The organism is Micromonospora sp. NPDC005205 (assembly GCF_040608275.1).
Lineage (GTDB): Bacteria > Actinomycetota > Actinomycetes > Mycobacteriales > Micromonosporaceae > Micromonospora.
In genome coordinates this window covers 796,834-823,697 of record NZ_JBEXHV010000001.1, presented here as the reverse complement: position 1 = coordinate 823,697, position 26,864 = coordinate 796,834, and the positions used below count along the sequence as shown (strand labels likewise).

Genomic DNA, 26,864 nt, shown 5'->3' with positions numbered 1-26,864 from the left:
GGGCTGTGGGCGGTCACCGCTATCGGCAGGACCGCCCGCCGCCGCCCCCGCAGATCGTTTGGAGGAGCGAGATGGAGCTGACCGAGCCGACCGTCTGGAGCACCGACCGGTTGGAGTTGGGTGAAGGGCTGCGCTGGGTCGACGACCGCCTGATCCTCGTCGATCTGCTGGCCGGACGACTGCTGGAAACCGACGGCGACGCCCCCGCCGCGCTACGGGAGGTGCGCCGTCTCGACGTCCCGCTCGGCGCGGTAGCCCCGGTGGCCGGCCGGCCCGGTGACTGGCTGGCCGCCGCCGGAACCGGTCTCACAGTGCTGCCCGCCACCGGCGACCCCCGACCGGTCGCCGACCTGGTCGGTGACGCACCCGAACCCACCCGGATGAACGACGCGGTCGCCGACCCGCACGGCAACTTCTGGGCCGGCTGCATGACGTACGCGATGACGCCCGGCGGAGGCACGCTGTTCCGCCTCACCCCCGGCGCGGCACCGGTGCCCGCGGTCACCGGACTGACCATCCCGAACGGACCGGCGTTCGACGCCACCGGCACCACCATGTACCTCGCCGACACGCCGCGCGGCGAGATCGACCGGTTCACCGTCGACCCCGCGACCGGGGCCCTGAACGGGCGGGAGCCGTTCCTCCGGTTGCCATCCGCGGACGGCGGCCCGGACGGCATGACCGTCGACGCCGCCGGTCACCTCTGGATCGCCCTGTGGGGCGGTTCGGCGGTCCGCCGCTACCGGCCGGACGGGACCCTGGAGCAGGAGATCCGGCTGCCCGCGAAACAGCCGGCCGGGATCTGCCTGGGCGGCCCCGACCTGCGGCGACTCTTCATCGGCACCGCCCGGGTGGGGCTGGACACGCCCGGCCCGGAGGACGGAGCGCTACTCGCGGTGGACGTCCCCGTCCCCGGCCTGCCCGCAGCCAGGGCCGCCGCGCCGGTGGCCTGACCGAAACCCGGACCGGCCCGCCCTCCGGCCCCGCCGTCCCTTCCGGCTCCGCTGACCGGCGACGCATACCGGACGTCCGGGCGGGAATAGCAGCGGTGGAGCGGGACATCCGGCGGGTCGGAAGGGGCGGGCGATGAGCACCGTGGGGCGGACGTCATGAACGGGCCGGTCGGCGACGAGCCGATGGGCGAGCTGGATCTGGTGCACACTTTCACCGGGCCGATGCCGACCGGGGTGAGCGTCTCGCACTCCGGCCGGATCTTCGTCAACTTCCCGAAATGGGGCGACGAGGTGCCGGCCACGGTCGTCGAGCTGCGCGACGGTCAGGAGGTGCCCTACCCCGACCAGGCCTGGAACGACCCGTCCGGCGACGACGACGCGGGCGCGTTCGTTTCGGTGCAGAGCATCGTGGTGGACCCGGCCGACCGGCTCTGGGTGCTGGACACCGGCAGCCCGATGTTCCAGCCCACCAAGCCGGGCGGCCCCAAGCTGGTCCGGATCGACCTGGACACGGACACCGTCGCCCAGGTGATCACCTTCCCGGCGGACGTGGCGCTGCCGACGACGTACCTCAACGACGTCCGCTTCGACCTGCGGCGGGGCGAGGCGGGGGTCGCGTACATCACCGACTCGGCGGCCTCCGGGCCGAACGGGATCATCGTTGTGGACCTGGCCAGCGGAGCCTCCTGGCGGCGACTGCACGACCACCCGTCCACAAAGGCGGAACCGCTGACGTCGTTCCGGCCGGTGGTGGAGGGCCGACCGTTCCTCGAACGGCCGGCCGACGGCCCGCCGAAGCCGGTGAGCATGGGCTCCGACGGCATCGCCATCTCCGCCGACGGCGAACGGCTCTACTACTGTCCGCTGGCGTCCCGACGCCTGCACAGCGTGTCCACCGAGGCGCTGGTCGACCCGGGCGTCACCCAGGAGGCGGTCGCCGCCACAGTGGTCGACGAGGGCGACCGGGGCACCGCCTCGGACGGGTTGGAGAGCGACGACGCGGGGCGGCTCTACCTCACCTCGTACGAGCACAACGCAGTGCTGCGTCGACTGCCCGACGGCGAGTACGAGACGCTGGTACACGACCCGCGACTGCTCTGGCCGGACACCATGTCGGTGGCCACCGACGGGTACCTCTACGTCACCGCCAACCAACTGCACCGGCAGCCGCAGTACCAGCGGGGCAAGGACCTGCGGCGCAAGCCGTACGCGCTGTTCCGCACGCGCATCGACGCCGGCCCGGTGCTGCTGCGCCGCTGACCGGGCCGGCGCGCTCGTCAGCTGACGGGCAGGGCGCGGTCCAGGACGTCGAACAGGGCGGCCCAGTGCCGCTCGGTGGCCTGCTCGTCGAACATCGGGGTGTCTGCCATGGTGAAGCCGTGGTGCGCGCCCGCGTACACCTCGGAGCGGTAGCGCACCCCGGCGGCGTCGAGCGCCTTCTCCAGCGTGGCGATCTGCTCGGGTGTCGCCGACTGGTCGGCGTCGGCGTGCCCGAAGTACACCTCGCCGATGATCGAGGCAACGCCCAGGTGGGGGCTGTCCGGCGCGTCGGTGACGAGGTGCCCGCCGTGGAAGCTGGCGATGGCCGCGATGCGGTCCGGGTGCGCCTCGATGGCCCGTAGCGCGTTCGTGCCGCCCAGGCAGTAGCCGGTGATGGCGACCGGGCCCGGCCGGACGTCGTCGCGGGCGGCCAGGAAGTCGGTGTACGCGGCGGTGTCCCGGCTGATCGCCTCGGGGGTCAGCGCCTGGGCCAGCGGCGCGATCTTCGCGAAGAGCGCGCCGCGCTGGTCGGGCTCAGCGAGGCGGGCCAGGTCGAACAGCGGTGCCCGGCCGCCCCGGTAGAACAAGTGGGGCGTCAGCACCAGGTAGCCCCGGGCGGCGATCCGCTCGGCCATCTCGACCAGGCGGGGGCGCGGCCCGAAGGCGTCCATGAAGAGCAGCACCGCCGGGAACGGGCCCTCGCCGTCCGGTCGGGTCAGACTCGCGTCCGCCACTCCGTCGCTGGTCGGGATGTCCACCGTCGTCGTCTGCACCGTGCCTCCTCGTACGCCGATCTTGGTCCGCCTGGAACGCTACTCCCCGTGTCGGCCCGGCCGGCAGCTTCCCCGAGCCAGGGACCGGTGATCCCTGGACAAGGCCACCCTGGGTGCCGGCCGGCGACCGATCCAGGCTTGTCCACGACCGATGAAGGACACCGTCGACCTGGGGGATGTCGTGCTCGACCTGACCGTTCCGGACCTGACTGGAAAACTCGCCGTCGTGACCGGCGGCAGCGACGGGCTGGGCCTCGGCCTGGCCACCCGGCTGGCGCAGGCCGGCGCCGAGGTGGTGCTGCCGGTCCGCAACCCTGCCAAAGGCGCCGCCGCGCTGGACGCCGTACGGGCCGCCGCACCGGGCGCCGTCGTGTCGACCCGGCAGCTGGACCTCGCTTCGCTGGACTCGGTGGCCGCGCTGGCCGACACGCTGCTGGGCGAGGGCCGGCCGATCCACCTCATGATCAATAACGCGGGCGTGATGACACCCCCCACCCGGCACGTCACAGCGGAGGGCTTCGAGCTGCAACTCGGCACCAACCACCTGGGCCACTTCGCGCTGACCGGACGGCTTCTGCCGCTGCTCCGCGCCGGGCGGGCGCGGGTCACCACCATGTCGAGCAGTGCCGCCCGCTCCGGCCGGCTGGACTGGGACGACCTGCAGAGCGACAGCAGGTACGCGTCGATCCGCGCCTACAACGCCTCCAAGCTCGCCACCCTGCTGTTCGGGCTGGAACTGGACCGGCTCAGTCGAGCCGGCGGCTGGGGAATCGTCAGCAACGTCGCCCACCCGGGAACCACGATGACGAACCTGTACGCGTCCGGTCCCAACCTGGGCCGCAACCGGCCCTCGCTGCACCACACGGTGATGAGTCGGCTGGCCCGTTGGGGCTTCCTGGTGCACTCGGTGGAGGCCGGGCTGCGCCCCGCCCTGTACGCGGCCACCAGCCCGCAGGCGCAGGGCGGCCGGTTCTACGGCCCGGACGGGCTGGGTCAGTTCACCGGAGCGCCGACCGAGTTGGCCGTCTACCGTTCCGCCCGGAGCATCGACGACGCCACCCGCCTCTGGGCCGTCTCGGAACGGTTGGTGGGCGTCGGGTTCTCCGGCAACTGACCGGAGAGCGCTCCGCGTGAACGCGTCGTCAAGATTTGGCGGTGGCCCGTCGAAACGGCGTATCGACTGGCGCACCGCCGTCGCCCGGTGGTGACGATGGGTCCATGAGTCCTTGGCGGATGACACGCTGGGAACGCGGAGGACCGCCACCCGGCACAGACGGCGACCCCGGTGAGACCGTGACCGGGGCGAGCGAGCCCGAGCGGCGGCACGAGGCGCTGGTCAGCGTCCGGCTCGGCCCATCCGCGCCCGGCAGTCACCTGGTGGAGTACCTGCGGCACGAGCCGTGCGCGGTCGCGGCGTGGTGGATCGCCGCCGACGTCGACGCCGTGGTCCGTCTGTCCGCCGGCAGCATCACAGTGCTGCACCGCGCCGTGGCCGACCTGCGCCTGCGCGCCGGGGTGGAGGTGGTCGAGGCCAACTACATCCTGCGCGCGCTCGACCTGATCACGCCGACCGATCCGCGTACCGCGACCGACGCCCCGGCCTGGGTGGTGTCCGCCGCATGAGCCGCCCAACCCAGCCCCACCGGATCGTGGTCGGAGTCGACAGGTCGTTCGCCGGAATGCAGGCGTTGCGGCGCGCGATGCAGTTGGCCCGCCGCGACGGAGCGCAACTGGACGCCGTCCGCGCCTGGGTCTTCGCGCCGACGTGGCGGCCCGGCACCCTGACCTGGCGATGGCAGGACGAGTGCGACCGGGCGGCCCTGGTCTACCTGCACGGCGTGTTCGACGCGGCGCTCGGTGGCCTGCCCCGGGACGTGACAGTGCGGCTGGTGGCGACCCAGGGGTACGCCGGGCAGGTGCTCGTCGACCACGCGGATCGGGAGTCCGACCTGCTCGTCGTCGGCATCCCGGATCGCGGCCGGTTCGGTAGGTCGCGCGGGAATGTCACCCGGTACTGCGTGACGCGCGCGTCCGTGCCGGTCGTCGCGGTTCCCGCGCCGTCCTGGGCACGGGCCGCGACGATCCGCCGCTTCGCCCACGACATCGAACGATTCAGCCGGTGACCGCCGCAACCGTGGCACAACCAACAACCGCCGCACAACCAACGACCGCCGCAACCGCGGCGCAGCCAGCAACCGCCGCAACCGCGGCGCAGGCAGCAACCGCCGCAACCGCGGCGCAGGCAGCAACCGCCGCAACCGCGGCACGAACGGGAAGGACCAACCCGACAATGGACGAGGCCCCGATAGTCTTCGCCGTTCCGGTGCGCGATCTGCCGGGACGGCTGGTGCGGACGGTGCGGACCGGCCGCTCCCCACAGGGGCAACGGGTGGGCATCGCCTTCACCAGACCCGAGCTGCTGGTCGCCGCGATGGGCGCGGAGCAGCCCTGGGAGGAGCTGTGCGAGTCGGCACTGCGGGGCATGCTGCGCCCGCTCGGGATCGAGGTGATCCAGGTCGACCCGCTGCTGGTGGCACCGCCGCTCGACCCGAGGACCGCCGCCCGCCCGGAGACCGCCGCCCGCCCGGAGACCGCCGTCCGCCCGGAGACCGCTGCCCGCTCGGAGACCGCCGCCGTTTCGAGCGGTCAGGCCCGGACGAAGCGCACCGCGTCGGCGATCACGTGGCCGTCGGTGTCCTCGGTGCGGATCAACACGCTCCCCTCCGTGCCCGCCGTGAACGGGTAGGTGCCCAGCGGTACCCACTGACCCCCGGACTGCCGCTGGTCGACGGTCCGGGTGACCAACCCCCCGGAGTACGCGATGTCCACCGGCACGTTGCTCGCCCGGTTGGGGTCAGCGGTCCAGCGCAACTGCACCGTCCACGACCCGGAGACCGGTAGCGTCGGGCGGAACCGCAGCCGGTTGACGCCCTTGGCGGTGTTGCCGTCGTGCTCGTAGTCCCCGCCGTAGTAACCACCGATGCTGGTGCTGCGCAGCCACGTTCCGGCCCGGGTGATCCCGCTGGTCGACGCGTTGTCCAGGATCACCTCGCTGGTGGAGCCCCACTCCAGCACCGCGCCGTCCTGGCGCAGCCGGGTCTGGAGGGCTGGCACGGAGACGGCCTGCACGGCGACGTTCCCGGTGAGGGCCAGGGACGCCGCGGTGGCCGCGGCCTGCCCGAGGATCATGAACACGGGTTCCATCCGGATCGAGCCGTAGGCGATGTGACTCGCCGAGAGGCACACCGGCACGAGCAGGTTGGCGCACTGCGCCTCGTGCGGCACGATCGCGCGGTAGCTCACCGGGTACGGCGCCGGCACACCGATCTGCACATCGCCCTCGTTGCGCACCTTGCCGTCGACGACCACCCGCTGACAGTTGTGCGAGTCCATCGTGTAGCTGGCCAGGCCCACCGAGTCGGTGGCGCGTACCCGGCCCCGACAGTCGGCCTCGGTCATCACGTACGCGGAGATCATCCGGCGGGCCTCGCGGATGTAGAGCAGCGGCGGCCAGCCGCCGCTGCCGGTGAACTCGTCGACCGGCAGCCCCCACCGGGCGGTCGAGTCGCGAACCGACGCCGGCAGTCGGCTGTCATTGGCCAGGAACCACATCAACCCCTGCTGGTACGTGCGGTGCTCGGCGATGATGCTCTCGCGCGTCGCCCAGCTCGCCGTCGGGTACGCGTAGTTGAAGCCGATATTGTCGGTCGACACGGCACCGTTGTTGTTGGAGTCGGTCTTCCCGCCACCGACCGAGTGGGTGGTGAAGTACGGTCCCGCGAAGCCGGCCTGGATGTGCCGCAGCAGCAGCTCGTACCGGATCGGGTCGTAGCCGGACGGCTTGCCGAACGGGATCCGGTTGGCCGCCTGGGTCAGGCACATCCGGAAGCAGTACGCCTGGATCCTGTCGTCGCCGCTGCCCTGCGGGGCGAGCGGAGTGGCGGAGATGCCCGGCAGCAGTCCACTGGCGGGCGAGCCGGCCGTCACGTACGGGTCGACGGGGTAGGCGAACTGGTGGGTGTTGCGCGACTGCACCCCGTTGATCGTCTCGCCGTAGGTGTCGTTTGACTCCCGCCCGACGGTGAACCCGACGCCGGCCATGGCCAGCAGGTCGCCCTCGTAGGTGGCGTCGACGAACACCCCGCCCCGGTAGATCGACCCGTCCTCGGTGCGCAGCTCGGTGATCCGGTTCGCGGTTCGGCCCAGGCCGGCCAGCCGGGCGTCGACGACCACCGGCACGCCCGCCTCGGCCAGCATCTCGGCGAAGACGGCGGTGGCGACGTGCGGTTCGAAGGTCATCCGCAGCGGCGACGTCGACGTGAGGGTTCCGCCGTGGTACTTCACGTACACCCGGCGGTAGAACTCGGCGGCGAGCCCGCCGATGGACGCCTGGACGCCGGTGTCGGTGGCGCCCAGCCCGGCGGTGCTCAACCCGCCGACGTGACCGGTTGGCTCCACCACCACTGCGGTGCGGCCGAGCCGGCGCATGGTGATCGCGGCGGCCAGCCCGCCGGAGGTGGCGCCGTAGACGACAAGGTCGGCGGTGGTGACGGCGGCTCGGGCGGAGACGGCCCGGAACGGGTCGGTGAGACCGGCCAGGACGAGGCCGGCACCGCCGGCGACCAGCAGCCGACGACGGGACAGGGGCAGAGGCAGAGGCACGGACACGGCGGGCTCCCGAGGGGTAACCGGTGGAGGGACGGTTACAGAAGCACGCCGCTGCCGCTGCGAGCGAAATTCTTCAATCTCTGCCGGCGGGTGTCAACGGTTCACGGCCGGTAGCGGTAACCCATTCCCGGCTCGGTGATGAGGTGGCGGGGGCGGGCCGGGTCGTCCTCCAGCTTGCGCCGCAGCTGGGCCAGGTACTGCCGCAGGTAGTTGGTCTCGTTCTGGTATTCCGGCCCCCACACGTCCTGGAGGAGCTGACGTTGGCTGACCAGCTTGCCGGGGTGACGCAGCAGCTTCTCCAGCACGCTCCACTGGGTGGGGGTCAGCTTGACCTCGGTGCCGTCGTCGCGCCGCACGCTGTGGTCGGCCAGGTCGACGGTGTGCTGGCCGATCCGCAGGGCCGGCACCGCCTCGCTGGGCCCGCCGAGACGGCGGGTCACCGCGCGGATGCGGGCCAGCAGCTCCTCCACCCCGAACGGCTTGGTGACGTAGTCGTCCGCGCCCGCGTCCAGCGCGGCGACCTTGTCCTCACTGCCGGCCCGACCGGAGAGCACGATGATCGGCACTGTGGTCCACCCGCGCAGGCCCCGGATCACCTCCACCCCGTCGATGTCGGGCAGGCCGAGGTCCAGCACCACCAGGTCGGGCGGGTGGCTGGCGGCGGCCTTCAACGCGGCGGCCCCGGTGCCGGCCACGTCCACGTCGTACCGGCGGGCGCGCAGGTTGATGTGCAGGGCACGCAGGATCTGCGGTTCGTCGTCGACGACCAGGATGCGCGTCATTCCTGCGGCCCCTCCGAGCTGGTCGGCGCGGCAGGCAGCCGCAGCACCATGGTGAGCCCACCACCGGGCGTGGTCTCCGGGGTGATGCTGCCACCCATCGCCTCGGCCAACCCCCGGGACAGGGCAAGACCGAGACCGACACCCGTCTGGTTGTCCCGGTCGCCGAGACGTTGGAACGGCAGGAAGACGTGCTCCCACTGGTCCTCCGGGATGCCCGGCCCCCGGTCGATCACCCGCAGCTCGACCTGGCCGGCGTGGGCGCTCGCGGTGATCGTGGGCGGCTGACCGGGCGGGCTGTACCGCAGCGCGTTGGCGACGATGTTGACAAGCACCCGTTCCAGCAGGCCCGGGTCGGCGGTGGCGGCCGGCAGGTCGGCCGGAATGTCAGTGCCGACCGTCGCCGCCACCGGGCCAAGTTCGTCGAGCGCCAGGGGTACGGCGTCCTCCAGGCCGATCGCGGTCGCCGAGATGCCCAGCACGCCCGCCTGGAGCCGGCTCATGTCCAGCAGGTTGCCGACCAGCCGGGCGAGCCGGTCCAGCGACTCCTCGGCGGTCTCCAGCAACTCCTCGCGGTCGGACTCGTCGAACTCGATGTCGTGGCTGCGCAGGCTGGTCACGGCCGCCTTCGCGGACGCCAGTGGCGTACGCAGATCGTGGCTGACCGCCGCGAGCAGCGCGGTGCGCATCCGGTCGGCAGCGGCGAGGGGCCGGGCGGTGGCGGCCTCCTCGGCGAGCCGTTCCTGGCGCAGCGCGACGGCGGCCTGGGCGGCGAACGCCTCGACGATGCGCCGGTCGGCCGCCTCCAACCGCCGGCCGCTGAGCACGACAGTGATCCGCTCGTCGACCGGCACTGCGGTCTCGCCGGCGTCGGGTGTGCACGCCGGCTGCTCGCCGACGCTCGCCACCACGCACCAGGCGTGCTCCTCGCGAGCCCGCTCCGGTCGCCCGCTGGCCTCCTCAGCCAACTCCAGCACGCTCACCGCGCGCAGCCCGAAGGTCTCCCGGAGCTGATCGAGCAGGGCGGGCAGCGGACGTTCGCCGCGCAGCACACCACCGGCCACGGCGGCGAGGGTCTGTGCGTCGGCGGCGGCCCGCGCGGCCTCCCGGGTACGCCGGGCGGCCACGTCGACGATCCAGCTCACGGCCAGGGCCACCCCGACGAAGACGGCCAGGGCGAGCAGGTTGTCCGCCTCGGCGATGGTGAGCGTGCGGAAGGGCGGGGTGAAGAACCAGTTGAGCAGCAGCGAGCCGCCGAGCGCGGCGACCAGGGCCGGCCACACCCCGCCGACCAGCGCGACCCCGACCACCCCGGCGAGGAACAGCAGGATGTCGTTCGTCAACGTCAGGTCGGGCAGGGTCTTCAGCAGCACTGTGAGCAGCGGCATGCCCAGCACCGCCAGGCCGAAGCCGAGCAGCCGGCGGCGTCGGGACAGCGCCGCCGGTACGGCCGCCGCCCTCCGGCCCTTGCCGGCCTGTTTGTGGGTGACCAGGTGCACGTCGATCGAGCCGGAGAGCGCTGTGGTGGTCACCCCGACGCCCCTTGCGAAGACCTGCGCGAGGCGACCCCGCCGGCTGGCCCCCAGCACCAACTGGGTGGCGTTCACGCCCTGGGCGAAGTCCAGCAGCGCGGCCGGCACGTCGGTGCCGAGCACCTGGTGGTACGTGCCGCCCAGGCTCTCCACCAGCACCCGTTGCCGGGCCAGCTGGGCCGGGTCGGCCCCGGCCAGGCCGTCGCTGCGGGCCACGTGCACGGCGAGCAGGTCGGCGCCCTTGCTGCGGGCCGCTACCCGGGCGGCGCGGCGGATCAGCGTCTCGCCCTCCGGGCCACCGGTGAGCGCGACCACCACCCGTTCCCGGGCCTCCCAGGTGGCAGCGATGCCCTGCTGGCTGCGGTAGCGGTCGAGCTGCTCGTCGACCTTGTCGGCCAGCCAGAGCAGCGCCAGCTCGCGCAGCGCGGTGAGGTTGCCGACCCGGAAGTAGTTGCCCAACGCGGCGTCGATCTTGTCGGGTCGGTAGATGTTGCCGTGCGCCATCCGCCGACGCAGCGCCTCCGGGGTCATGTCGACAAGCTCGACCTGCTCGGCGGCGCGGACGATCTCGTCCGGCACGGTCTCCCGCTGGGTGGTGCCGGTGATCTGCGCGACGACGTCGTTGAGCGACTCCAGGTGCTGCACGTTGACAGTGGAGAGCACGTCGATCCCCGCGTCGAGCAGCTCCTGGACGTCCTGCCAGCGCTTGTCGTGCCGGGAACCGGGCACGTTGCTGTGCGCCAGCTCGTCGACGACCGCGATCTGTGGTCGGCGGGCCAACACCGCGTCCAAGTCCATCTCGGTGAACGCCGCGCCGCGGTAGTCCATGGTCCGGCGGGGCACCTGCTCCAGGTCGCCGAGCATCGCGGCGGTGTGTTGACGGCCGTGGGTCTCCACGAAACCGATCACCACGTCGGTGCCGCGCGCGGCCCGCCGCTGGGCCTCCTCCAACATGGCGTACGTCTTACCGACGCCGGGGGCGGCCCCCAGATAGATGCGCAGTTCTCCGCGTGGCACGGGGACCATCCTCCCTGGTCAGATCGGCGGGCGGGGCCGCGCCCGGTGGGCACGACCCCGCCCGCGAGGGTGCTCAGCGTGCGGCGAACTGCTTGTCGAGCGCGAGGTTGAGCTCCAGCACGTTCACGCCGGGCTCACCCATGAAGCCGAGCGCCCGCCCGTCGGTGTGCTCCTTGACCAGCTTGCGGACCGCCGCCGGGTCCGCGCCGCGCTCCCGCGCGACCCGGTTCACCTGCAACTCGGCGTACGCCGGGCTGATCTGCGGGTCGAGACCGCTGGCGCTGGCGGTGACCGCGTCGGCCGGCACCGCCGGGTCGGCGGGCGCGTCGCCCCGGATCGGGGTGATCACCCCGCCGGCGGCCACGTAGTCCTCGCCAGGCTGGGCCGGCTCCACCGTCACGCCCTGGTACTCGCTGACGAACGGCGTGGCCGGGGCGGCCTGGTTGACGCTGACCACCCGGGTGACCGGGCCGGTCAGACCGTCGGCGCGGAACACCGCGAGCACGGCACCCACCCCGTCGTCGGTGCAGTACGGGCGCCGGCCGTCGACGCCGTTGAGCTCGCCGACCGACTTGCTGCGCCCACACACCTGGGTGAGCAGGCTCTCGCTGGATTCCTCCGGGTCGGTGGCGATGGTGTCGACAACGCTCTCCGGGCCCAGGTTGCTGGCCGAGGTGGAGGTCGGGTCGTAGCCGTCGCCGGCGGCGGAGGGGCGGGACTGGAAGTACCGGGCGATCGGGTTGCCGTCCGCGTCGGTGAAGGACTGGCCGATCAGCGCGCTGCCGACAACCGTCCCGCCCGAGGAGATCAGCGAACCGTCGGTCTTGTGGTTGAGGCCGGGTAGCTGACCGAGCGCTACCAGGGCCAGCGGGTAGACCAGGCCGAGCAGCACCGTGAAGACGAGTACGGCGCGCAGCGCGGCGAGGTGTTGGGCGATCCAGGTGGGTAGGCGCATCACGAAATCCCCGGGATGAACTGGATGAGCAGGTCGATGATTTTGATCCCGATGAACGGCACGATGATGCCGCCCAGCCCGTAGACCAGCAGGTTGCGGCTGAGCAGCTTCGACGCGGCGGCCGGCCGGTATCGCACGCCGCGCAGGGCGAGCGGGATCAGCGCGATGATCACCAGGGCGTTGAAGATGACAGCGGACAGGATCGCCGACTCCGGGCTGGCCAGCCGCATGATGTTCAGCGCGTCCAGGCTCGGGTAGAGGCCGGCGAACATGGCCGGGATGATCGCGAAGTACTTCGCGATGTCGTTCGAGATGCTGAACGTGGTCAGCGCGCCACGCGTGATCAGCAACTGCTTGCCGATCTCCACGATCTCGATCAGCTTGGTCGGGTCGGAGTCGAGGTCGACCATGTTGCCGGCCTCCTTGGCGGCCGACGTGCCCGTGTTCATGGCCACCCCGACGTCGGCCTGGGCGAGCGCCGGCGCGTCGTTGGTGCCGTCACCGGTCATCGCGACCAGCCGACCGCCCTCCTGCTCCCGCTTGATCAGCGCGAGCTTGTCCTCCGGCGTCGCCTCGGCCAGGAAGTCGTCCACCCCGGCCTCGTCGGCGATCGCCTTCGCGGTACGCGGGTTGTCGCCGGTGATCATCACGGTGCGGATGCCCATCCGGCGCATCTCGTCGAACCGTTCGCGCATGCCGGACTTGACGACGTCCTTGAGGTGGATGACGCCCAGGGCGCGGGCGGGCGCACCGTCGACGTGCTCGGCGACGACCAGCGGGGTGCCGCCGGTGCCGCTGATCGCGTCCACGATCTCGCCGACCTGCTCGGTCGGGTGACCGCCGTTCTCCCGTACCCACTTCATCACCGCTGCGGCGGCGCCCTTGCGGACCCGGCGGGCCGTGCCCACCGCGCCGGCGTCCACGCTGGCGTCCGGGGTGAGGTCGACGCCGCTCATCCGGGTCTGCGCGGTGAACGGTACGAAGGTGGCGTGCGGCATCACGCCGGGCTCGCGCTCGCGCAGCCCGAACTCGTTCTTCGCCAGGACGACCACCGAGCGCCCCTCCGGGGTCTCGTCGGCCAGGCTGGACATCTGCGCGGCGTCGGCCAACGTCGCGGCGTCGACCCCCTCGACCGGGACGAACTCGGCGGCCTGCCGGTTGCCCAGCGTGATGGTGCCGGTCTTGTCCAGCAGCAGGGTGTTGACGTCGCCGGCCGCCTCGACGGCCCGACCGCTCATAGCCAGGACGTTGCGCTGGACGAGGCGGTCCATGCCGGCGATGCCGATGGCGGAGAGCAGCGCCCCGATGGTGGTGGGGATCAGGCAGACCAGCAGCGACACCAGCACCACCCCGGTGACACCGGAACCGGTGATCGCCCCGCTGTCCGGCGCTGCCGCCTGGTACGCCTTGGAGAAGATGGCCAGCGGCTGGAGGGTGACGACGGCCAGCAGGAAGATGACAGTGAGCGCGGCGAGCAGGATGTTCAGCGCGATCTCGTTCGGCGTCTTCTGCCGGTTGGCCCCCTCGACCAGGGCGATCATCCGGTCGATGAAGCTCTCCCCGGGCTTCTGGGTGATCTTCACGATGATCTGGTCGGAGAGCACCTTGGTGCCACCGGTGACCGCGCTGCGGTCGCCGCCGGACTCCCGGATGACCGGGGCCGACTCACCGGTGATGGCCGACTCGTCGACGCTGGCGATGCCCTCGACGATGTCACCGTCACCGGGGATGATGCCGCCCGCCTCGACGAGCACCACGTCGCCCTGACGCAGGTCCGGCGCCGGCACCGCCTCGTCGCGGTAGGTGTTGGCCCGCGCGCCCGGCTTCCAGTCGATCAGCCGGGTGGCGATGGTGTCCTTCTTCGCCTGCCGCAGGGTCGCGGCCTGGGCCTTGCCCCGACCCTCGGCGACCGCCTCGGCCAGGTTGGCGAAGACCACCGTCAGCCAGAGCCAGATGGTGATCGCCCAGGCGAACACCGACGGGTCGGCCACCGCCAGGACGGTGGTGAAGGCCGCACCGACCTCCACGATCAACATCACCGGGTTGCGCCACATCGTGGCGGGGTTCAGCTTGCGTACCGCGTCCGGCAGGGACCGGATCAACTGCTTGGGGTCGAGCAGCCCTCCACCGATCCGGTTGCCCTGGGTGGCGGGCGTACCGGGGAGTTGCTCTGTTGGGGCGGACGTGACGGACATGTCCTCGTTCCTCATGATGGTCAGAGCCCCTCTGCCAGCGGACCGAGCGCGAGCGCGGGCAGGAAGGTCAGCGCGACGAGGACCACTGTGACGCCGACGACCATGCCGATGAACAGCGGTCGGTGGGTCGGCAGGGTGCCCTCGGACGCGGGGGTGGGTGCCTGGCGGGCCAGCGAGCCGGCCAACGCAAGCACGAAGATCAGCGGCAGGAACCTGCCCAGCAGCATGCACAACCCGAGCGCGGTGTCCCACCAGGTGGTGTTGACCGTGATGCCGCCGAACGCCGAGCCGTTGTTGTTGCTGGCCGAGGTGAACGCGTACAGCACCTCGGAGAGGCCGTGCGGGCCGACGTTGAGCGCCGTGGAGTTGTTGCCGGTGCCGAACGCCGCCGCCGTACCGACGAGCACCAGGATCGGCGTGATCAGGAAGTAGAGCGAGGCGAACTTGATCTCGCGGGACCCGATCTTCTTGCCCAGGTACTCGGGAGTGCGACCCACCATCAGCCCGGCCACGAAGACCGTGATCACCGCGAGGATGAGCAGGCCGTACAGCCCCGAACCGGTGCCGCCCGGCGCGACCTCGCCGAGCATCATGTTGACCATCGTCATCATGCCGCCGAGCGAGGTGAACGAGTCGTGGAACGAGTTCACCGCACCGGTCGAGGTGAGCGTGGTGGCGGCGGCGAAGGTGGCCGAGTTCGACACGTCGAACCGGACCTCCTTGCCCTCCATCGCCGCGCCGACCGCCTGCGGCACAGTGCCGTGGCCGGCCAGCTCGAAGATGTTGGTGATGGCGACGCTGAGGAACGCGAGGATGCCCATCACCGCGGCGATGGCGTAGCCCTGCCGGTTCTGCCCGACCATCCGGCCGAAGACCCGGGGCAGGCTGAACGGGATCAGGAAGATCAGAAAGATCTCCAGCCAGTTCGTCCAGGTTGTCGGGTTCTCGAACGGGTGCGCGCTGTTGACGTTGTAGAAGCCACCACCGTTGGTGCCCAGCTCCTTGATCACTTCCTGGCTGGCGACCGGACCACCGGTGATGGTCTGGGTGCCGCCGGTCAGCGTGCTCACGTCGGTGCCGGCGGACAGATTCTGCACCGCCCCGCCGATCATCAACGCGATGGCGCCGAGCACCGCGATCGGCAGCAGGATCCGCAGCGTGATCCGGGTCAGGTCGACCCAGAAGTTGCCGAGCTGCCCGGTGCGGCTGCGGGCGAAGCCGCGTACCAACGCGACAGCCACCGCGATGCCGACCGCCGCCGACACGAAGTTCTGCACGGCCAGACCAGCCATCTGCACCAGGTGGCCCATCGTCGACTCACCCGAGTACGACTGCCAGTTCGTGTTCGTCACGAACGACACGGCCGTGTTCCACGCGCCGTGCGGCACCACCGGGTCGAACCCGAGCGACAGCCACAGGTGGTTCTGCACCCGCTGGAACAGGTACAGGAACAGGATCGAGACCGCGGAGAACGCCAGCACGCTGCGGGCGTACACGCCCCAGGTCTGCTCGGCTGCCGGGTTGACCCCGACCAGTCGGAAGATGCCCCGCTCGACACGGGACTGCTTCGTCCCGGAGACCGCCCGGAACATGTAGTCGCCGAACGGCTTGTATACGGCGACCAGGGCCGCCACCAGCGTCAACACGAAGATGACGCCCGCTGTTGTCATGGTCATCAGAAGCGCTCCGGAAACAGCAGGGCGAACACCAGGAACGCGCCCAGGACGACCGCGAGCACCAGACCGACGGCGTTTACCGCGTTCACAGCTTCTCCACCGCCCGGACCACCAGGGCGAGCACTGCGAACAGCACCACCGTCAGGACCACGAACACCACGTCAGACACGCTGACTCCTCAGCCGGAAAGGTTCGTCGCGACCGCCTTCCGGTCGCGCCGGGCAATCAAAGCCCCACCACCCGCCGAACGGCAGGGGTCATAACGCGACCATGACGGGGGCGAACCTTTTCTTGACGTGGTTTTCACGCCCGCCCACTGAACAGGTGAAATGCGGCACAAACCCCTCGGTGGTCCGGGGGGTCGAGACCAGTTGTCCACCCCCTTTGCTCTGCACCCGCGGAGGCACCAGCTACGGACCGTGAGTGTCGCCTCCGCGGGTGCAGAGCAAAGGACGCACGAGACCGTGCGCGACCCCGATGGGGTGACGCACGGCGCGGCGCAGGGGCGGAGGGGCGGAGGGGCGAGGCCTGCGGTCAGGCCGGGCGGCGTGCCACCAGCACATCGCGCATGATCGACTGGTCCACCCGGTGCCGCAGCGCGCGGTAGGGCTCGTCGTCGACCACTGTCAGGCCGGCGTCGGCCAACGCCGCCGCCGCGTCGTCCCGACTGGCGACGTGGGTGTTCCAGGAGATGCCGAGCGCACCGCCGGGCCGCAACAACCGGGCCCAGACCGGCGCGGCGTCCGCGAGCAACGCCAGCGGGTCGCGGGTCAACCCCTGCCCGGCGGTACGGCTGCCGTGCTGCACGCCGTACGGCGCGTCGGCGACGACCAGGTCCACGGTCTCCGGGCGGAAGAACTCCGCTGAGCGGGTGGTGTCGGCGTTGACCACGTCCAGCAGTTGCGTCTGGCCGGCCTTGTGCTCCTCACGGGTCGCCGCCAACTCGATCCGTACCCGCCGGCCGACCACCTTGCGCTCCCGCCGCACCGGCCCCGACTCCAGCACCCGGTGCTTGACCCGCTTCTGCTTCAGCCAGGTGGTGACGAACGCCCGGTACGCCTCGACGTCCTTCTGGTCGCGCTCGATCCCAGCGGCGTCGAAGCCGTACATCAGCGCCTGGTTGAGGGTGGTGCCCCGACCACAGAGCGGGTCGAGCACCCGGAACCGGCGGCTGGTCATCTCGGCGGCCCAGTCCGAGGCGAGCAGTGTGACGTTGAGCAGCAACTTGGTGAACTGCTCATTGGTCTTGCCCGGGTACTTCTGAATGGTGAGCAGATCGTCGTCGTAGCGGTCCAGACGGCTCCACTCGATCGGCCGCAACAGCTCACCGACGATCTCGAACAACGCGTACCCGGCGGAGAGGTTGCCCAGGACGGCCAGGTCACGCTCGGTCAGCCCGTCGCCGGTGAACGTGATGTAGGACGCCCCTCCGACGACCTCGGTGTCCAGCTCACCGATCCGGCCGTCCAGCGCCGAGCGGCCGAAGATCTCCAGCTCGGCCCGGGTGAGGTCGACTGCGGCGCGGGCGTACACCCGGTTGGTGGCGGGCAGGATCAGCAGGCCGTAACGCGTCATGATCCGGCGAGTATTCCACAACGGGTCACGGTCGCCGGGAACCGGAGCGGCTGCCGGAGCGACTACCGATACATGGGGTGTGAGCAGTGGCGGGAGGTCCTGTCCGCGCAGTTGGATGGGGAGGAGACCGCCGCCGAACTGGCGGCGGTGCAGGGGCACCTCGACGGGTGTGCCGATTGCCGGGCCTGGTTCACGGCGGCGGTCGCGGTGACCCGTCGGGTCCGTACCCGATTGGTGGTCGAGGTGCCCGACCGGACGGCGGCGATCCTTGCCGCCGTCAGCGCGGCCCCGGCCCGCCGGTCACGGTGGCGGCGTGGCCCGCTGGTCGCCGGCCTGCGGAAGGTGCCCGGACGGGGTCAGTTCGCCGCCGGCCTGCGCGCGGCGTTCGGACGAGGCCCGCTCGTCGCCGGCCTGCGGTCGGCGCTCGGGCTGCTCGGCGCGGTGCAACTGGTGCTCGGCCTGGCCCAGGTCGGCCGGGGCGCGACCGCCGACCACCTGCACCCCACCGGCCAGCACCTGTGGCACGAGTCGGCGGCGTGGAACGTGGCAGTGGGCGCCGGCTTCCTGTTCGTGGCGTTGCGCCGCAGCCCGCCCGCCGGGCTGCTGCCGATGCTCAGCGCGTTCGTCGGCACGTTGCTGCTGCTGTCGGTCAATGACCTGGCCACCGGATCGGTGGGCGGGGAACGGCTGATCAGCCACGGCTTCCTGGTGGTCGGCTACCTGATCACCGTGGCGCTGTCCCGGCCCGGTCTGCGCCCCGGTGGCCCGGCACCACAGCGGCAGCCGACGCCGTCCCGCTGGCGCTTCGGGGCCGACGAGGTCGACCGGCCGCTGCGGGTGGTACGCCCCGAGTCCTATCCGGCGCAGGCGGCCGACCGGTTCGCCGCACCGGCGGCGCAGTTCGGTGCAGTCGCCCCGGCTGCGCGGGTTGATCAGGCTGCTTCGGGCGGTCAGGCCGCCTCGGCTGCGCGGGCGGGGCACGCCGCTGGGGCATCACGGACGAGTCGGGCCGGCCGTCGCGCGGCCTGAGCGGGTCCTGCTGCTCTCAGCCCGGTGGGCGGGGCGAACCGTCGTCGGCGAGGGCCTGCGGGATGACCTGCTCAACGATGGTCAGCAGGGTGGCGGTGAGCAGCAGGTGCACCTGGGCGCGGGTCAGCGCGCCGCGCTGAAGCCACTCGCGGGCGGTCGACGTCGCCAGCCCGCCGTACGCGCGGACCATCCCGCGCAACTCCTCCCGGTGCTCCGCCTCGCCGGCCAGCCCGACGGCGACCAGCATCCGGTCCGCGGCGACCTCCTCGGCCTCGGCGAGCACCCGCTCCACGTCGGCGTCGCCGCCCATCCCCCGGGCGGTGACCGCCGCCAGCCACGAGGTGCTGTGCCGGGACACCACGTCGAGGAACCAGGTGACGCTGGCGTCGACCCGGGTCCGGAGATCACCCTTGGGCAGCCGCTCCAGGGCAACCTCGGGGATGGTCACCATGACCCGGACGACCTCCAGGTAGAGGTCCTTCTTCGCACCGAAGTAATGGTTGACCAGGCCACGAGCGACACCTGCCTCGCGGGCCACGTCGGTGGTCGACACGTCCGCGTACGGGCGCTCGCCGAACAGCCGGACCGCGCAGGCCAGGATCTGCCCCCGCCGGGTGTCCGGCTCCAAACGGCGGCGGCGCGGAGCCGTCTCGACACTCATCTGCCCGACCCTATCGACAGCCCACCGGTCGGCCGCCGTTCCTCACCTTGATCGCTTGATGCTCAGTAGTTGTCAAGGCGGTTCCAGAGCTGCTCAGCATCAAGTGATCACCGGACGCCCGGGCGACGCCGGACCAGATGCCGGCCCAGGTGGCGCAGGTTGGATGCCTCGGAGTAGAGCGCCGCGTTGATCGCACCCACCGCCACCCCGGGTGCTCGCTGAACCCGCTCGACGTCCTGGACCACCCGGCCGATCAACGTCAGCCGACAACGGAGATCGAACAGCTCCCTGCGCGCGCAGTGCAGCGCCGTCTCCAGTCCCCCGACCCGCTCCCGCAACCACGCCAACTCCGTCGCCTGATCCATCGGGCCTCCTCCCAGCACTCGCGATCGCTGACCAATTCGGCCCGAGCCCCAGCCGGGCCGATGAGTTCACCTTCACCCGTTCGGAAGGACTGCGCAAGTAGGTAGACGCAATTAGGCATTCCTGATCGCCCTACCGTCAGGTGATGGGTGAGATCCCGGGTCCACTGGTCGGTCCGCACGAGTTGCAGGAGTTGCTCGGCGGCGTGAGCCGGTCCCGGATGCGTCAGCTCATCCGCTATCCGACCTTCCCCGCGCCGTTCCAGCGGCTGCACGGGACCACGGTCTGGCTGCGTGCCGATGTGGAGGCGTGGATCGCCGAGCATCGCCCGCCGCGTCCCACCGACGGCGACGAGGCCGAGTAGTTCGCACTCCCGCCTCACGACGGAGCGAGATCTCGCAATCTTGGACACTTTCCGTTAGCTCGGCGGAAACTGTCCAAGATCTCCGCGCGTCCGGTCACTGCGGCAGCGCAGGTCCAAGATCTCCGCGCGTCCGGTCACTGCGGCAGCGCAGGTCCAAGATCTCCGCGCGTCCGGTGACGGAGACCGCAGCGCACCTGGCCCGGGCCTGACTGCCCCGGGCTGCGGTTCCGGAACGCCGCGACGACCCCCGTGTCGGCAGTCGATCACGACTTATTGACATGCTGCCAACAGCGCGCGAGGGTGGTGCACATGCCGACGCCCCCGCTCCACGGCTCCCCCTCGCCCTGGCGCGAACCGGAACACGACGACCTCGCCGAACTGGCCCGCACCTTCTTCACCAAGGAGGTGCTGCCGCACGCCGAACGCCTCCTCGCGCAGGGCCACCCGGACCGCGAGCACTACCGGCGCGCCGGTGAGCTGGGGCTGCTCGGCCTGTCGGTCCCGGAGGAGTACGGCGGTGGAGGCGGCGGGTTCACCCACGAGGCGGTGCTGCTGCACGAGCAGGCGTACACCGGGGAGAGCAGTTTGGGCCTCGCCGTCCACAGTGGCATCGTCACCGGCTACCTGGTGGCGTACGGCAGCGAGGAGCAGAAGCGGCGCTGGCTGCCCGGCCTGTGCAGCGGTGAGCTGGTCGGCGCGATCGCGATGACCGAACCGGACGGCGGCTCCGATCTTCAGGCGATGCGGACCCGGGCGGTCCGCGACGGCGACGACTACCTGGTCACCGGCGCGAAGACGTTCATCACCAACGGTGGCCTGGCCGACCTGATCATCGTGGCCGTGAAGACCGACCCCGAGCAGCGGGCGGCCGGCGTCTCGCTGCTGGTCTGCGAGGTGGGCGGCGACCCGGACGGCTTCCGGCGAGGCCGGTTGCTATCCAAGATCGGCCTGCACGCCAATGACACGGCGGAGTTGTTCTTCGACGAGTTCCGGGTGCCGGCGGCCAACCTGCTCGGCGGCGCCGAAGGGCTGGGCTTCGTCCAACTCATGCAGCAGCTTCCGCAGGAACGGCTGGTCATCGGCGTGGGCGCGGTCGCCGCCATGGAACGGGCGGTCGCGCTGACCGTCGCGTACGCCAAGGAGCGAACCGCCTTCGGCAAGACGCTGATGGGTCACCAGAACACCCGGATGGTGCTCGCCGAGTGCGCCACCCGCGCCCGGGTCAGCAGGGTCTTCCTGGACGACTGCATAGTCCGGCACGACCGTGGCGACCTGGACGTTTCCACAGCGGCGATGGCGAAGTCGTGGCTCACCGACGGGCAGTGCGAGGTCGTCGACAGGTGCCTTCAGCTCTTCGGTGGCTACGGCTACACGACGGAGTACCCGATCGCCCGGATGTACGCCGACGCCCGCGTCCAGAAGATCTACGGCGGCACCAACGAGATCATGAAGGAGCTGATCGCCCGTGCCCTCTGAGGCGTACGTCTATGACGCGGTCCGCACCCCGCGCGGACGCGGCCGGGACACCGGCGCGCTGCACGGGGTCAAGCCGATCTCCCTGGTGGTCGGCCTGATCGACGCGTTGCGGGAGCGCAACCCCGGCCTGGACGTCGGCCGGCTGGAGGACCTGCTGCTCGGCATCGTGACCCCGGTCGGCGAGCAGGGCGGCGACCTGGCCCGGGCGGCCGCGCTGCTGGCCGGGCTGCCGGACCAGGTCGGCGGGGTGCAGCTCAACAGGTTCTGCGCCTCCGGGTTGGAGGCGGTCAACTCCGCCGCCGCGCGAATCCGCTCCGGTTGGGAGCATCTGCTGCTCGCCGGCGGGGTCGAGTCGATGTCCCGGGTGCCGATGGGCTCCGACGGGGCGGCCTGGGCCACCGATCCGGAGACCGCGCTGGCCACGTCGTTCGTGCCGCAGGGCGTCAGCGCGGACCTGATCGCCACCCTGGAGGGCTTCACCCGCGACGACGTGGACGGCTACGCGCTGCGGTCACAGGAGCGCGCCGCCAAGGCGATGGCCGGCGGATACTTCGCCCGCTCGCTGGTGCCGGTCCGCGACGGCAACGGCCTGGACATCCTCACCGTGGACGAGCACCCGCGCCCGGAGACGACCCGGGAGGCGCTGGCCAAGCTCACCCCGTCGTTCGCCACAATGGGTGAGGCGGCCGGCTTCGACGCGGTCGCGTTGCAGAAGTTCCACTGGCTGGAGGCCATCGAGCACGTCCACCACGCGGGCAACTCGTCCGGCATCGTGGACGGCGCGGCGCTGGCGCTGATCGGTTCGGAGCAGGTTGGTCGGGATCTTGGGCTCACCCCGCGCGCCCGGATCGTCGGCGCTGCGGTCACCGGCGCGGACCCGACGCTGATGTTGACCGGCCCGATCCCGGCCACCCACAAGGCGCTGGCCGTAGCCGGGCTGACAGTCGACGACATCGACCTGTTCGAGATCAACGAGGCGTTCGCCGCGGTGGTGCTCAAGTACGTCCGCGACCTGGGCCTCGACCCGGACCGGGTGAACGTCAACGGCGGCGCTATCGCGCTCGGCCACCCGCTCGGCGCGACCGGAGCGATGCTGCTCGGTACGGCGTTGGACGAGTTGGAGCGCCGTGACCTGCGCCGTGCCGTGGTGACCCTGTGCATCGGCGGCGGCATGGGCGTCGCCACAGTTCTCGAGCGCTGCTGACCCGGAGGACGACAATGACAAACACCATCCGGTACGACCGCGGCGCCGACGGCATCGTCACGCTCACCCTGGACGACCCCACCCAGTCCGCCAACACCATGAACCGGGCGTACGCCGCCTCGATGAGCGCTGTGCTGGACCGGCTGGAGGCCGAGAGCGATCTCGTCGGCGTCATAGTGACCAGCGCGAAGTCGACCTTCTTCGCCGGCGGTGACCTGCCTGAGATGATCCGGGCGACCCGCGCCGACGCGCCCGACCTGGCCGACCTGCTCGGCGCCATCAAACGGGACCTGCGCCGGCTGGAGACGCTGGGCCGACCGGTGGTCGCCGCGGTCAACGGCTCCGCGCTCGGCGGTGGCCTGGAGATCGCGCTCGCCTGCCACCACCGGATCGCGCTGGACACCCCCGGCAGCCGGCTCGGGCTGCCCGAGGTGACGCTGGGCCTGCTGCCCGGGGCGGGTGGCGTCACCCGGACCGTGCGGATGCTCGGCCTGGCCGGCGCGCTGACCACGGTGCTGCTCACCGGCCGGCGGATGCGCCCGACCGAGGCGCTGTCGGTCGGGCTGGTCGACGAGGTGGTCGCCACGCCCACCGAACTGCTGGACCGGGCACGGGCCTGGATCGCGGCGAACCCGCACCCGGCGCAACCGTGGGACCGGCCGGACTATCGGATGCCCGGCGGCACCCCGGCAAGCCGCTCGCTGGCCGCACAACTGCCCGCCTTCCCGGCGACGCTGCGCAAGCAGCTCAAGGGTGCCCGGCTACCCGCACCCGAGGCGATCCTGGCCGCCGCCGTCGAGGGCGCACAGGTCGACCTGGAGACCGCCCTGACCGTGGAGACCCGGCACCTGATCGGGCTGCTCACCGGGCAGGTCGCCAAGAACATGATCGGTGCGTTCTTCTTCGACCTGAAGGCCGTCAACGGTGGCGCGGCCCGACCGACCGGTGTGGACGCCGCACCGGTACACCGGGTGGCGGTGCTCGGTGCCGGCATGATGGGCGCGGGCATCGCGTACGCCTGCGCCACAGCCGGGCTGGACGTCGTGGTCAAGGACGTCACGCCGGAGGCCGCCGGCCGGGCCCGCGAACACGCCGAGCGCCTACTGGCCCGCGCCGTACGCAAGGGCCGCACGACCGAGGCGGACGCCCGCGCCGTACTGGATCGGATCACCACCACCGACCAGGCGGACGCGCTGGCCGGCTGCGACGCGGTCATCGAGGCGGTCTTCGAGGACCCGGCGCTGAAGCAGCAGGTCTTCGCCGAGGTGCTACCCGTCCTGGCACCCGACGCGCTGCTCGCCTCCAACACCTCCACCCTGCCGATCACCGGCCTGGCCGCCGGCGTGGACCGGCCTGCGGACTTCATCGGCATGCACTTCTTCTCGCCGGTGGACCGGATGCCGCTGCTGGAGATCGTGGTGGGCGAGCGGACCGGGGACGTGGCGCTGGCCCGGGCCTTCGACCTGGGCCGGCGGATCGGCAAGACCCCGATCGTGGTCAACGACGGCCGGGGTTTCTTCACCAGCCGGGTGATCGGCAGGTTCATCGACGAGGCGGTCGGCATGGTAGCCGAGGGTGTCCCCGCCGCATCGGTGGAGCAGGCCGCCCTCCAGGCCGGCTACCCGACCGGGCCGCTGGCGCTGGCCGACGAGGTCAGTCTCACGCTGATCCAACGGATCCGCCGCCAGTTCGAGGCGGCCAGCGAGGAGTTCCGCCCGCTGCCGGCGCACCGCCTGGTGGACGAGCTGGTCGACGCGTACGACCGGCCGGGGCGCGCCGCCGGACGCGGCTTCTACTCCTACGACGAGGGTGCCCGGGGCCGGCTGTGGTCCGGGCTCGCCGACCTGATCACCGACGTGGGTCGGGCGGTGCCGTTCACCGACCTTCAGGAGCGGATGCTCTTCGCCGAGGCGCTGGACGCGCTGCGCTGCCTCGACGAGGGGGTGCTGCGCACCGAGACCGACGCCAACATCGGCTCGATCCTCGGCATCGGCTTCCCGGCGTGGACGGGCGGGGTGATCCGCTACGTCCGGCAGTACACGGGCGGCCCGGCCGGCTTCGCGGCCCGTGCCACCGAGCTGGCCGACCGCTACGGCGACCGGTTCACGCCCCCCGCCGACCTGGCCGACCGGCTCGCCGCCCTGCCGGGCCCGCCGTCGGGAGCGCCTGACGATGGCCGCCTTCGGGCCGAACCGGCGGGCGTCGCGTGACGGCGTCCCGCGGCGGGCCGCTGGCCGGGGTGCGCGTGGTCGAGCTGGCCAGCCTCGCCCCGGCGCCGTTCGGCTGCATGGTGCTCGCCGACCTCGGCGCGGACGTGGTGCGGGTGGACCGGCCGGGCGCACCGGGAGCGGGCCGGCTGGCCGCACCGACCAGCGGGCCGTTGCAACGCGGCCGGCAGGTCACCGCGCTGGACCTCAAGTCCCCGGCCGGGGTGGCGGACCTGCTGCGCCTCGCCGAGCGCGCGGACGTGCTGGTCGAGGCGTACCGGCCGGGGGTGGCCGAGCGGCTCGGCTTCGGGCCGGAGGTGTGCCAGGCCCGCAACCCCCGACTGGTGTACGCGCGGATGACCGGCTGGGGTCAGGACGGCCCGCTGGCAGCCCGAGCCGGGCACGACATCGACTACATCGCGGTGGCCGGGGCGTTGGAGCCGCTCGGACGGGCCGGCGAACGCCCGTACGCGCCGATGAACCTGCTCGGCGACTTCGGCGGCGGCGGGATGCTGCTCGCCGTCGGGGTGCTGGCCGCGCTGCTGGAGCGGGAGCGCTCCGGCTTCGGCCAGGTGGTCGACGCGGCGATGGTGGACGGCTCAGCGCTGCTCACCTCGTTCCTGCACGGGCTGCTCGGCGCCGGCCTGTGGGCCGCCCCACGCGGGGGCAACATGTTCGACGGCGGGGCCCCGTTCTACGACACGTACGCCACCGCCGACGGTGGATTCATGGCAGTCGGCGCGATGGAACCGGCCTTCTACGCCGTACTGCTCACCGGCCTCGGCCTCGCCGACGACCCGGACCTGCCCGCCCAGTACGACCCGAGCGGCTGGGACGAGCTGCGCCGCCGGTTCACCGAACGGTTCGCCCAGCGCACCCGGGACGAGTGGACGGCTGTCTTCGCCGACCTGGACGCCTGCGTCGCGCCGGTGCTCGCCCCCGGCGAGGCGCACGCCCACCCGCACAACGCGGCCCGGGGCACGTTCGTCGAGGTGGGCGGCGAGATCCAGCCGGCCCCCGCACCCCGCTTCGACCGCACCCCGACCGCGCGGCCGACCCCGGCACCCGATCTGGAGCAGGACGTCCTACCGGTCGAGGAGATTCTCACCGCCTGGCGGTGAGCCCGGCGGCCGACGGCAGCGCCGATCCACAGGGGACTCGGCGGGGCACCTCCACGGGTGTCACGTTGATACCGTCGTCCTGATCGTGAACTGGCAGACCAAAGGGGACGAGCATGGCGAGCGGAATCGACCCGGCCGGCCTCAGCCGCTCACTCGAAGAGGCCATGCGCCTGCTCGGCCAGATTCCGGGTACCGCCACGCCACAGCCGGACGACGCCGACGAGCAGGATGACCGTGCCACACCCGCGTTCGATCAACTGACGGGGCGGGGCACCGGCGGGAATGGTCTCGTCGAGGCGGAGGTCACCGCCTTCGGCGCCCTGCAGACCCTGGTGATCGATCCGAGCCTGTCCCGGGCTGGCACCGGTGCCATCGCCGAGTATGTCCTGGAGGCGGTCCAGGCAGCGCAGGCCGACGAACGCGCCCGCAGAGCTGAGCTGACGGCGGCCGCTCACGTCGACACCGTGGCCCTCGGCAAGCAGCTCGAACGTGTCTCGGAAGACGCATTCCGGGGTTTCCAGCAGATGATCGGCGACCTCGACGTCGTCACCCGCCGGACAGGCCCGCGCTGAGTCATGTCCGACGGGATCCAGGTCGACCTCGACGCTCTCCACGGCGCGGCGGCGTCGCTCGCGACAACCGGCCAGCAGCTCGGCGCGGAGATCGCCAGCCTCGAGTCGACTGTCAACGGGGCGGGTAACCCGTGGGGCGACGACGAGGCGGGCTCGCTCTTCGGCGCCGCGTACATGGAAGTCCTCACCCACGCGCTCGACGTCTACCGGTCGATGGCCGACCAGTTGTTGGAGGCCGCCGGGAACCTCGACGCCAGTGCCGACGCCCACGAGACGACCGAAATCGCGAACACCGAGCTCTTTACGAGGATGGAGCTGCCCAGTGGGTATGCAACTCCCTCCTGAACTCGCCGAGGCCCTGGGATGGGTCGGGTTCACCTGGCCGGCCGCCGACGAGGAGTTGCTTTTCCAGGCGTCCCAACTGTGGTTCGCGTTCGCCGGCCGGCTCCGCACAGCGGTCGGGGAGGCGGAGGCGGGCGCGGCG

25 protein-coding genes are annotated in these 26,864 nt (G+C 71.7%); 14 read left to right on the top strand and 11 right to left on the bottom strand.

What is annotated here, in order from left to right; all coding sequences use genetic code 11:
• The first annotated feature begins 71 nt into the window (after positions 1 to 71).
• Together ABZU43_RS03955 and ABZU43_RS03950 are read left to right on the top strand one after the other, a co-directional pair.
• Complete coding sequence (locus ABZU43_RS03955) at positions 72 to 953, top strand: SMP-30/gluconolactonase/LRE family protein (protein ID WP_355005038.1); 882 nt, start codon at positions 72 to 74, stop codon at positions 951 to 953.
• A 156-nt stretch (positions 954 to 1,109) separates the two neighbouring features.
• Positions 1,110 to 2,213, top strand: a complete 1,104-nt coding sequence (locus ABZU43_RS03950; protein WP_355005037.1) for an L-dopachrome tautomerase-related protein — start codon at positions 1,110 to 1,112, stop codon at positions 2,211 to 2,213.
• Positions 2,214 to 2,230: 17 nt separating this feature from the next.
• Here ABZU43_RS03950 and ABZU43_RS03945 read toward each other — a convergent pair whose 3' ends face one another.
• A complete protein-coding gene (locus ABZU43_RS03945; RefSeq protein ID WP_355005036.1) occupies positions 2,231 to 2,986 on the bottom strand; it encodes a dienelactone hydrolase family protein in 756 nt (251 codons plus the stop codon).
• 151 nt (positions 2,987 to 3,137) lie between these two features.
• On the opposite strand from ABZU43_RS03945, the gene ABZU43_RS03940 reads away from it, so the two are divergent.
• From ABZU43_RS03940 to ABZU43_RS03925, 4 genes are all read left to right on the top strand, one after another.
• Complete coding sequence (locus ABZU43_RS03940) at positions 3,138 to 4,100, top strand: SDR family oxidoreductase (RefSeq protein WP_355005035.1); 963 nt, start codon at positions 3,138 to 3,140, stop codon at positions 4,098 to 4,100.
• Between the two features lie 179 nt (positions 4,101 to 4,279).
• Positions 4,280 to 4,609 carry a hypothetical protein gene (locus ABZU43_RS03935; RefSeq protein WP_355005034.1) on the top strand — a complete coding sequence of 110 codons (330 nt, stop codon included), beginning with the start codon at positions 4,280 to 4,282 and terminating at the stop codon, positions 4,607 to 4,609.
• A complete protein-coding gene (locus ABZU43_RS03930; RefSeq protein ID WP_355005033.1) occupies positions 4,606 to 5,109 on the top strand; it encodes a universal stress protein in 504 nt (167 codons plus the stop codon). The genes ABZU43_RS03935 and ABZU43_RS03930 overlap by 4 nt, the downstream gene beginning before the upstream one ends.
• A 167-nt stretch (positions 5,110 to 5,276) precedes the next feature.
• A complete protein-coding gene (locus ABZU43_RS03925; protein WP_355005032.1) occupies positions 5,277 to 5,732 on the top strand; it encodes an SAV_915 family protein in 456 nt (151 codons plus the stop codon).
• Here ABZU43_RS03925 and ABZU43_RS03920 read toward each other — a convergent pair.
• From ABZU43_RS03920 to ABZU43_RS03885, 8 genes are all read right to left on the bottom strand, one after another.
• Entirely contained in the window at positions 5,633 to 7,654 is a 2,022-nt protein-coding gene (locus ABZU43_RS03920; protein WP_355005031.1) for an FAD-dependent oxidoreductase, read from the bottom strand. The two genes, ABZU43_RS03925 and ABZU43_RS03920, sit on opposite strands and share 100 nt — an antisense overlap.
• Positions 7,655 to 7,755: 101 nt before the next feature.
• The gene (locus tag ABZU43_RS03915; RefSeq protein WP_355005030.1) at positions 7,756 to 8,436 is read right to left on the bottom strand and encodes a response regulator; all 681 of its coding nucleotides are present in this window, start codon (positions 8,434 to 8,436) and stop codon (positions 7,756 to 7,758) included.
• Positions 8,433 to 10,982 carry a DUF4118 domain-containing protein gene (locus ABZU43_RS03910; protein WP_355005029.1) on the bottom strand — a complete coding sequence of 850 codons (2,550 nt, stop codon included), beginning with the start codon at positions 10,980 to 10,982 and terminating at the stop codon, positions 8,433 to 8,435. Before ABZU43_RS03910 ends, ABZU43_RS03915 begins: the two co-directional genes overlap by 4 nt.
• A 73-nt stretch (positions 10,983 to 11,055) precedes the next feature.
• Positions 11,056 to 11,937 carry a potassium-transporting ATPase subunit C gene (locus tag ABZU43_RS03905; protein WP_355005028.1) on the bottom strand — a complete coding sequence of 294 codons (882 nt, stop codon included), beginning with the start codon at positions 11,935 to 11,937 and terminating at the stop codon, positions 11,056 to 11,058.
• On the bottom strand, positions 11,937 to 14,132 hold the full coding sequence (kdpB, locus tag ABZU43_RS03900; RefSeq protein ID WP_355005027.1) for a potassium-transporting ATPase subunit KdpB: 2,196 nt from the start codon (positions 14,130 to 14,132) through the stop codon (positions 11,937 to 11,939). Before kdpB ends, ABZU43_RS03905 begins: the two co-directional genes overlap by 1 nt.
• A 20-nt stretch (positions 14,133 to 14,152) precedes the next feature.
• The gene (gene kdpA, locus ABZU43_RS03895; RefSeq protein ID WP_238681997.1) at positions 14,153 to 15,808 is read right to left on the bottom strand and encodes a potassium-transporting ATPase subunit KdpA; all 1,656 of its coding nucleotides are present in this window, start codon (positions 15,806 to 15,808) and stop codon (positions 14,153 to 14,155) included.
• Positions 15,808 to 15,897 (bottom strand): K(+)-transporting ATPase subunit F, encoded by a 90-nt coding sequence (gene kdpF / locus ABZU43_RS03890; RefSeq protein WP_036410889.1) that lies wholly within the window; start codon positions 15,895 to 15,897, stop codon positions 15,808 to 15,810. The genes kdpA and kdpF overlap by 1 nt, the downstream gene beginning before the upstream one ends.
• Positions 15,898 to 16,342: 445 nt before the next feature.
• Positions 16,343 to 17,383, bottom strand: a complete 1,041-nt coding sequence (locus tag ABZU43_RS03885) for an SAM-dependent methyltransferase (protein ID WP_355005026.1) — start codon at positions 17,381 to 17,383, stop codon at positions 16,343 to 16,345.
• Between the two features lie 72 nt (positions 17,384 to 17,455).
• On the opposite strand from ABZU43_RS03885, the gene ABZU43_RS03880 reads away from it, so the two are divergent.
• Positions 17,456 to 18,412 carry a zf-HC2 domain-containing protein gene (locus ABZU43_RS03880; protein ID WP_355005025.1) on the top strand — a complete coding sequence of 319 codons (957 nt, stop codon included), beginning with the start codon at positions 17,456 to 17,458 and terminating at the stop codon, positions 18,410 to 18,412.
• A 16-nt stretch (positions 18,413 to 18,428) separates the two neighbouring features.
• On the opposite strand, the gene ABZU43_RS03875 is transcribed toward ABZU43_RS03880, so the two are convergent.
• Positions 18,429 to 19,073: a TetR/AcrR family transcriptional regulator gene (locus ABZU43_RS03875; RefSeq protein WP_355005024.1), complete on the bottom strand. Its 645-nt coding sequence runs from the start codon at positions 19,071 to 19,073 to the stop codon at positions 18,429 to 18,431.
• Between the two features lie 107 nt (positions 19,074 to 19,180).
• Positions 19,181 to 19,438 carry a hypothetical protein gene (locus tag ABZU43_RS03870; RefSeq protein WP_355005023.1) on the bottom strand — a complete coding sequence of 86 codons (258 nt, stop codon included), beginning with the start codon at positions 19,436 to 19,438 and terminating at the stop codon, positions 19,181 to 19,183.
• A 143-nt stretch (positions 19,439 to 19,581) separates the two neighbouring features.
• On the opposite strand from ABZU43_RS03870, the gene ABZU43_RS03865 reads away from it, so the two are divergent.
• From ABZU43_RS03865 to ABZU43_RS03835, 7 genes are all read left to right on the top strand, one after another.
• Positions 19,582 to 19,800 (top strand): hypothetical protein, encoded by a 219-nt coding sequence (locus ABZU43_RS03865; RefSeq protein WP_355005022.1) that lies wholly within the window; start codon positions 19,582 to 19,584, stop codon positions 19,798 to 19,800.
• A 309-nt stretch (positions 19,801 to 20,109) separates the two neighbouring features.
• The gene (locus ABZU43_RS03860) at positions 20,110 to 21,276 is read left to right on the top strand and encodes an acyl-CoA dehydrogenase family protein (protein WP_355005021.1); all 1,167 of its coding nucleotides are present in this window, start codon (positions 20,110 to 20,112) and stop codon (positions 21,274 to 21,276) included.
• On the top strand, positions 21,266 to 22,480 hold the full coding sequence (locus ABZU43_RS03855; protein WP_355005020.1) for an acetyl-CoA C-acetyltransferase: 1,215 nt from the start codon (positions 21,266 to 21,268) through the stop codon (positions 22,478 to 22,480). Before ABZU43_RS03860 ends, ABZU43_RS03855 begins: the two co-directional genes overlap by 11 nt.
• Before the next feature lie 14 nt (positions 22,481 to 22,494).
• Entirely contained in the window at positions 22,495 to 24,690 is a 2,196-nt protein-coding gene (locus ABZU43_RS03850) for a 3-hydroxyacyl-CoA dehydrogenase NAD-binding domain-containing protein (RefSeq protein ID WP_355005019.1), read from the top strand.
• Positions 24,687 to 25,808: a CaiB/BaiF CoA-transferase family protein gene (locus ABZU43_RS03845; protein ID WP_355005018.1), complete on the top strand. Its 1,122-nt coding sequence runs from the start codon at positions 24,687 to 24,689 to the stop codon at positions 25,806 to 25,808. The genes ABZU43_RS03850 and ABZU43_RS03845 overlap by 4 nt, the downstream gene beginning before the upstream one ends.
• A 164-nt stretch (positions 25,809 to 25,972) precedes the next feature.
• On the top strand, positions 25,973 to 26,380 hold the full coding sequence (locus ABZU43_RS03840; RefSeq protein ID WP_355005017.1) for a YbaB/EbfC family nucleoid-associated protein: 408 nt from the start codon (positions 25,973 to 25,975) through the stop codon (positions 26,378 to 26,380).
• Positions 26,381 to 26,383: 3 nt separating this feature from the next.
• Positions 26,384 to 26,725: a hypothetical protein gene (locus tag ABZU43_RS03835; protein ID WP_355005016.1), complete on the top strand. Its 342-nt coding sequence runs from the start codon at positions 26,384 to 26,386 to the stop codon at positions 26,723 to 26,725.
• Positions 26,726 to 26,864: the final 139 nt, after the last annotated feature.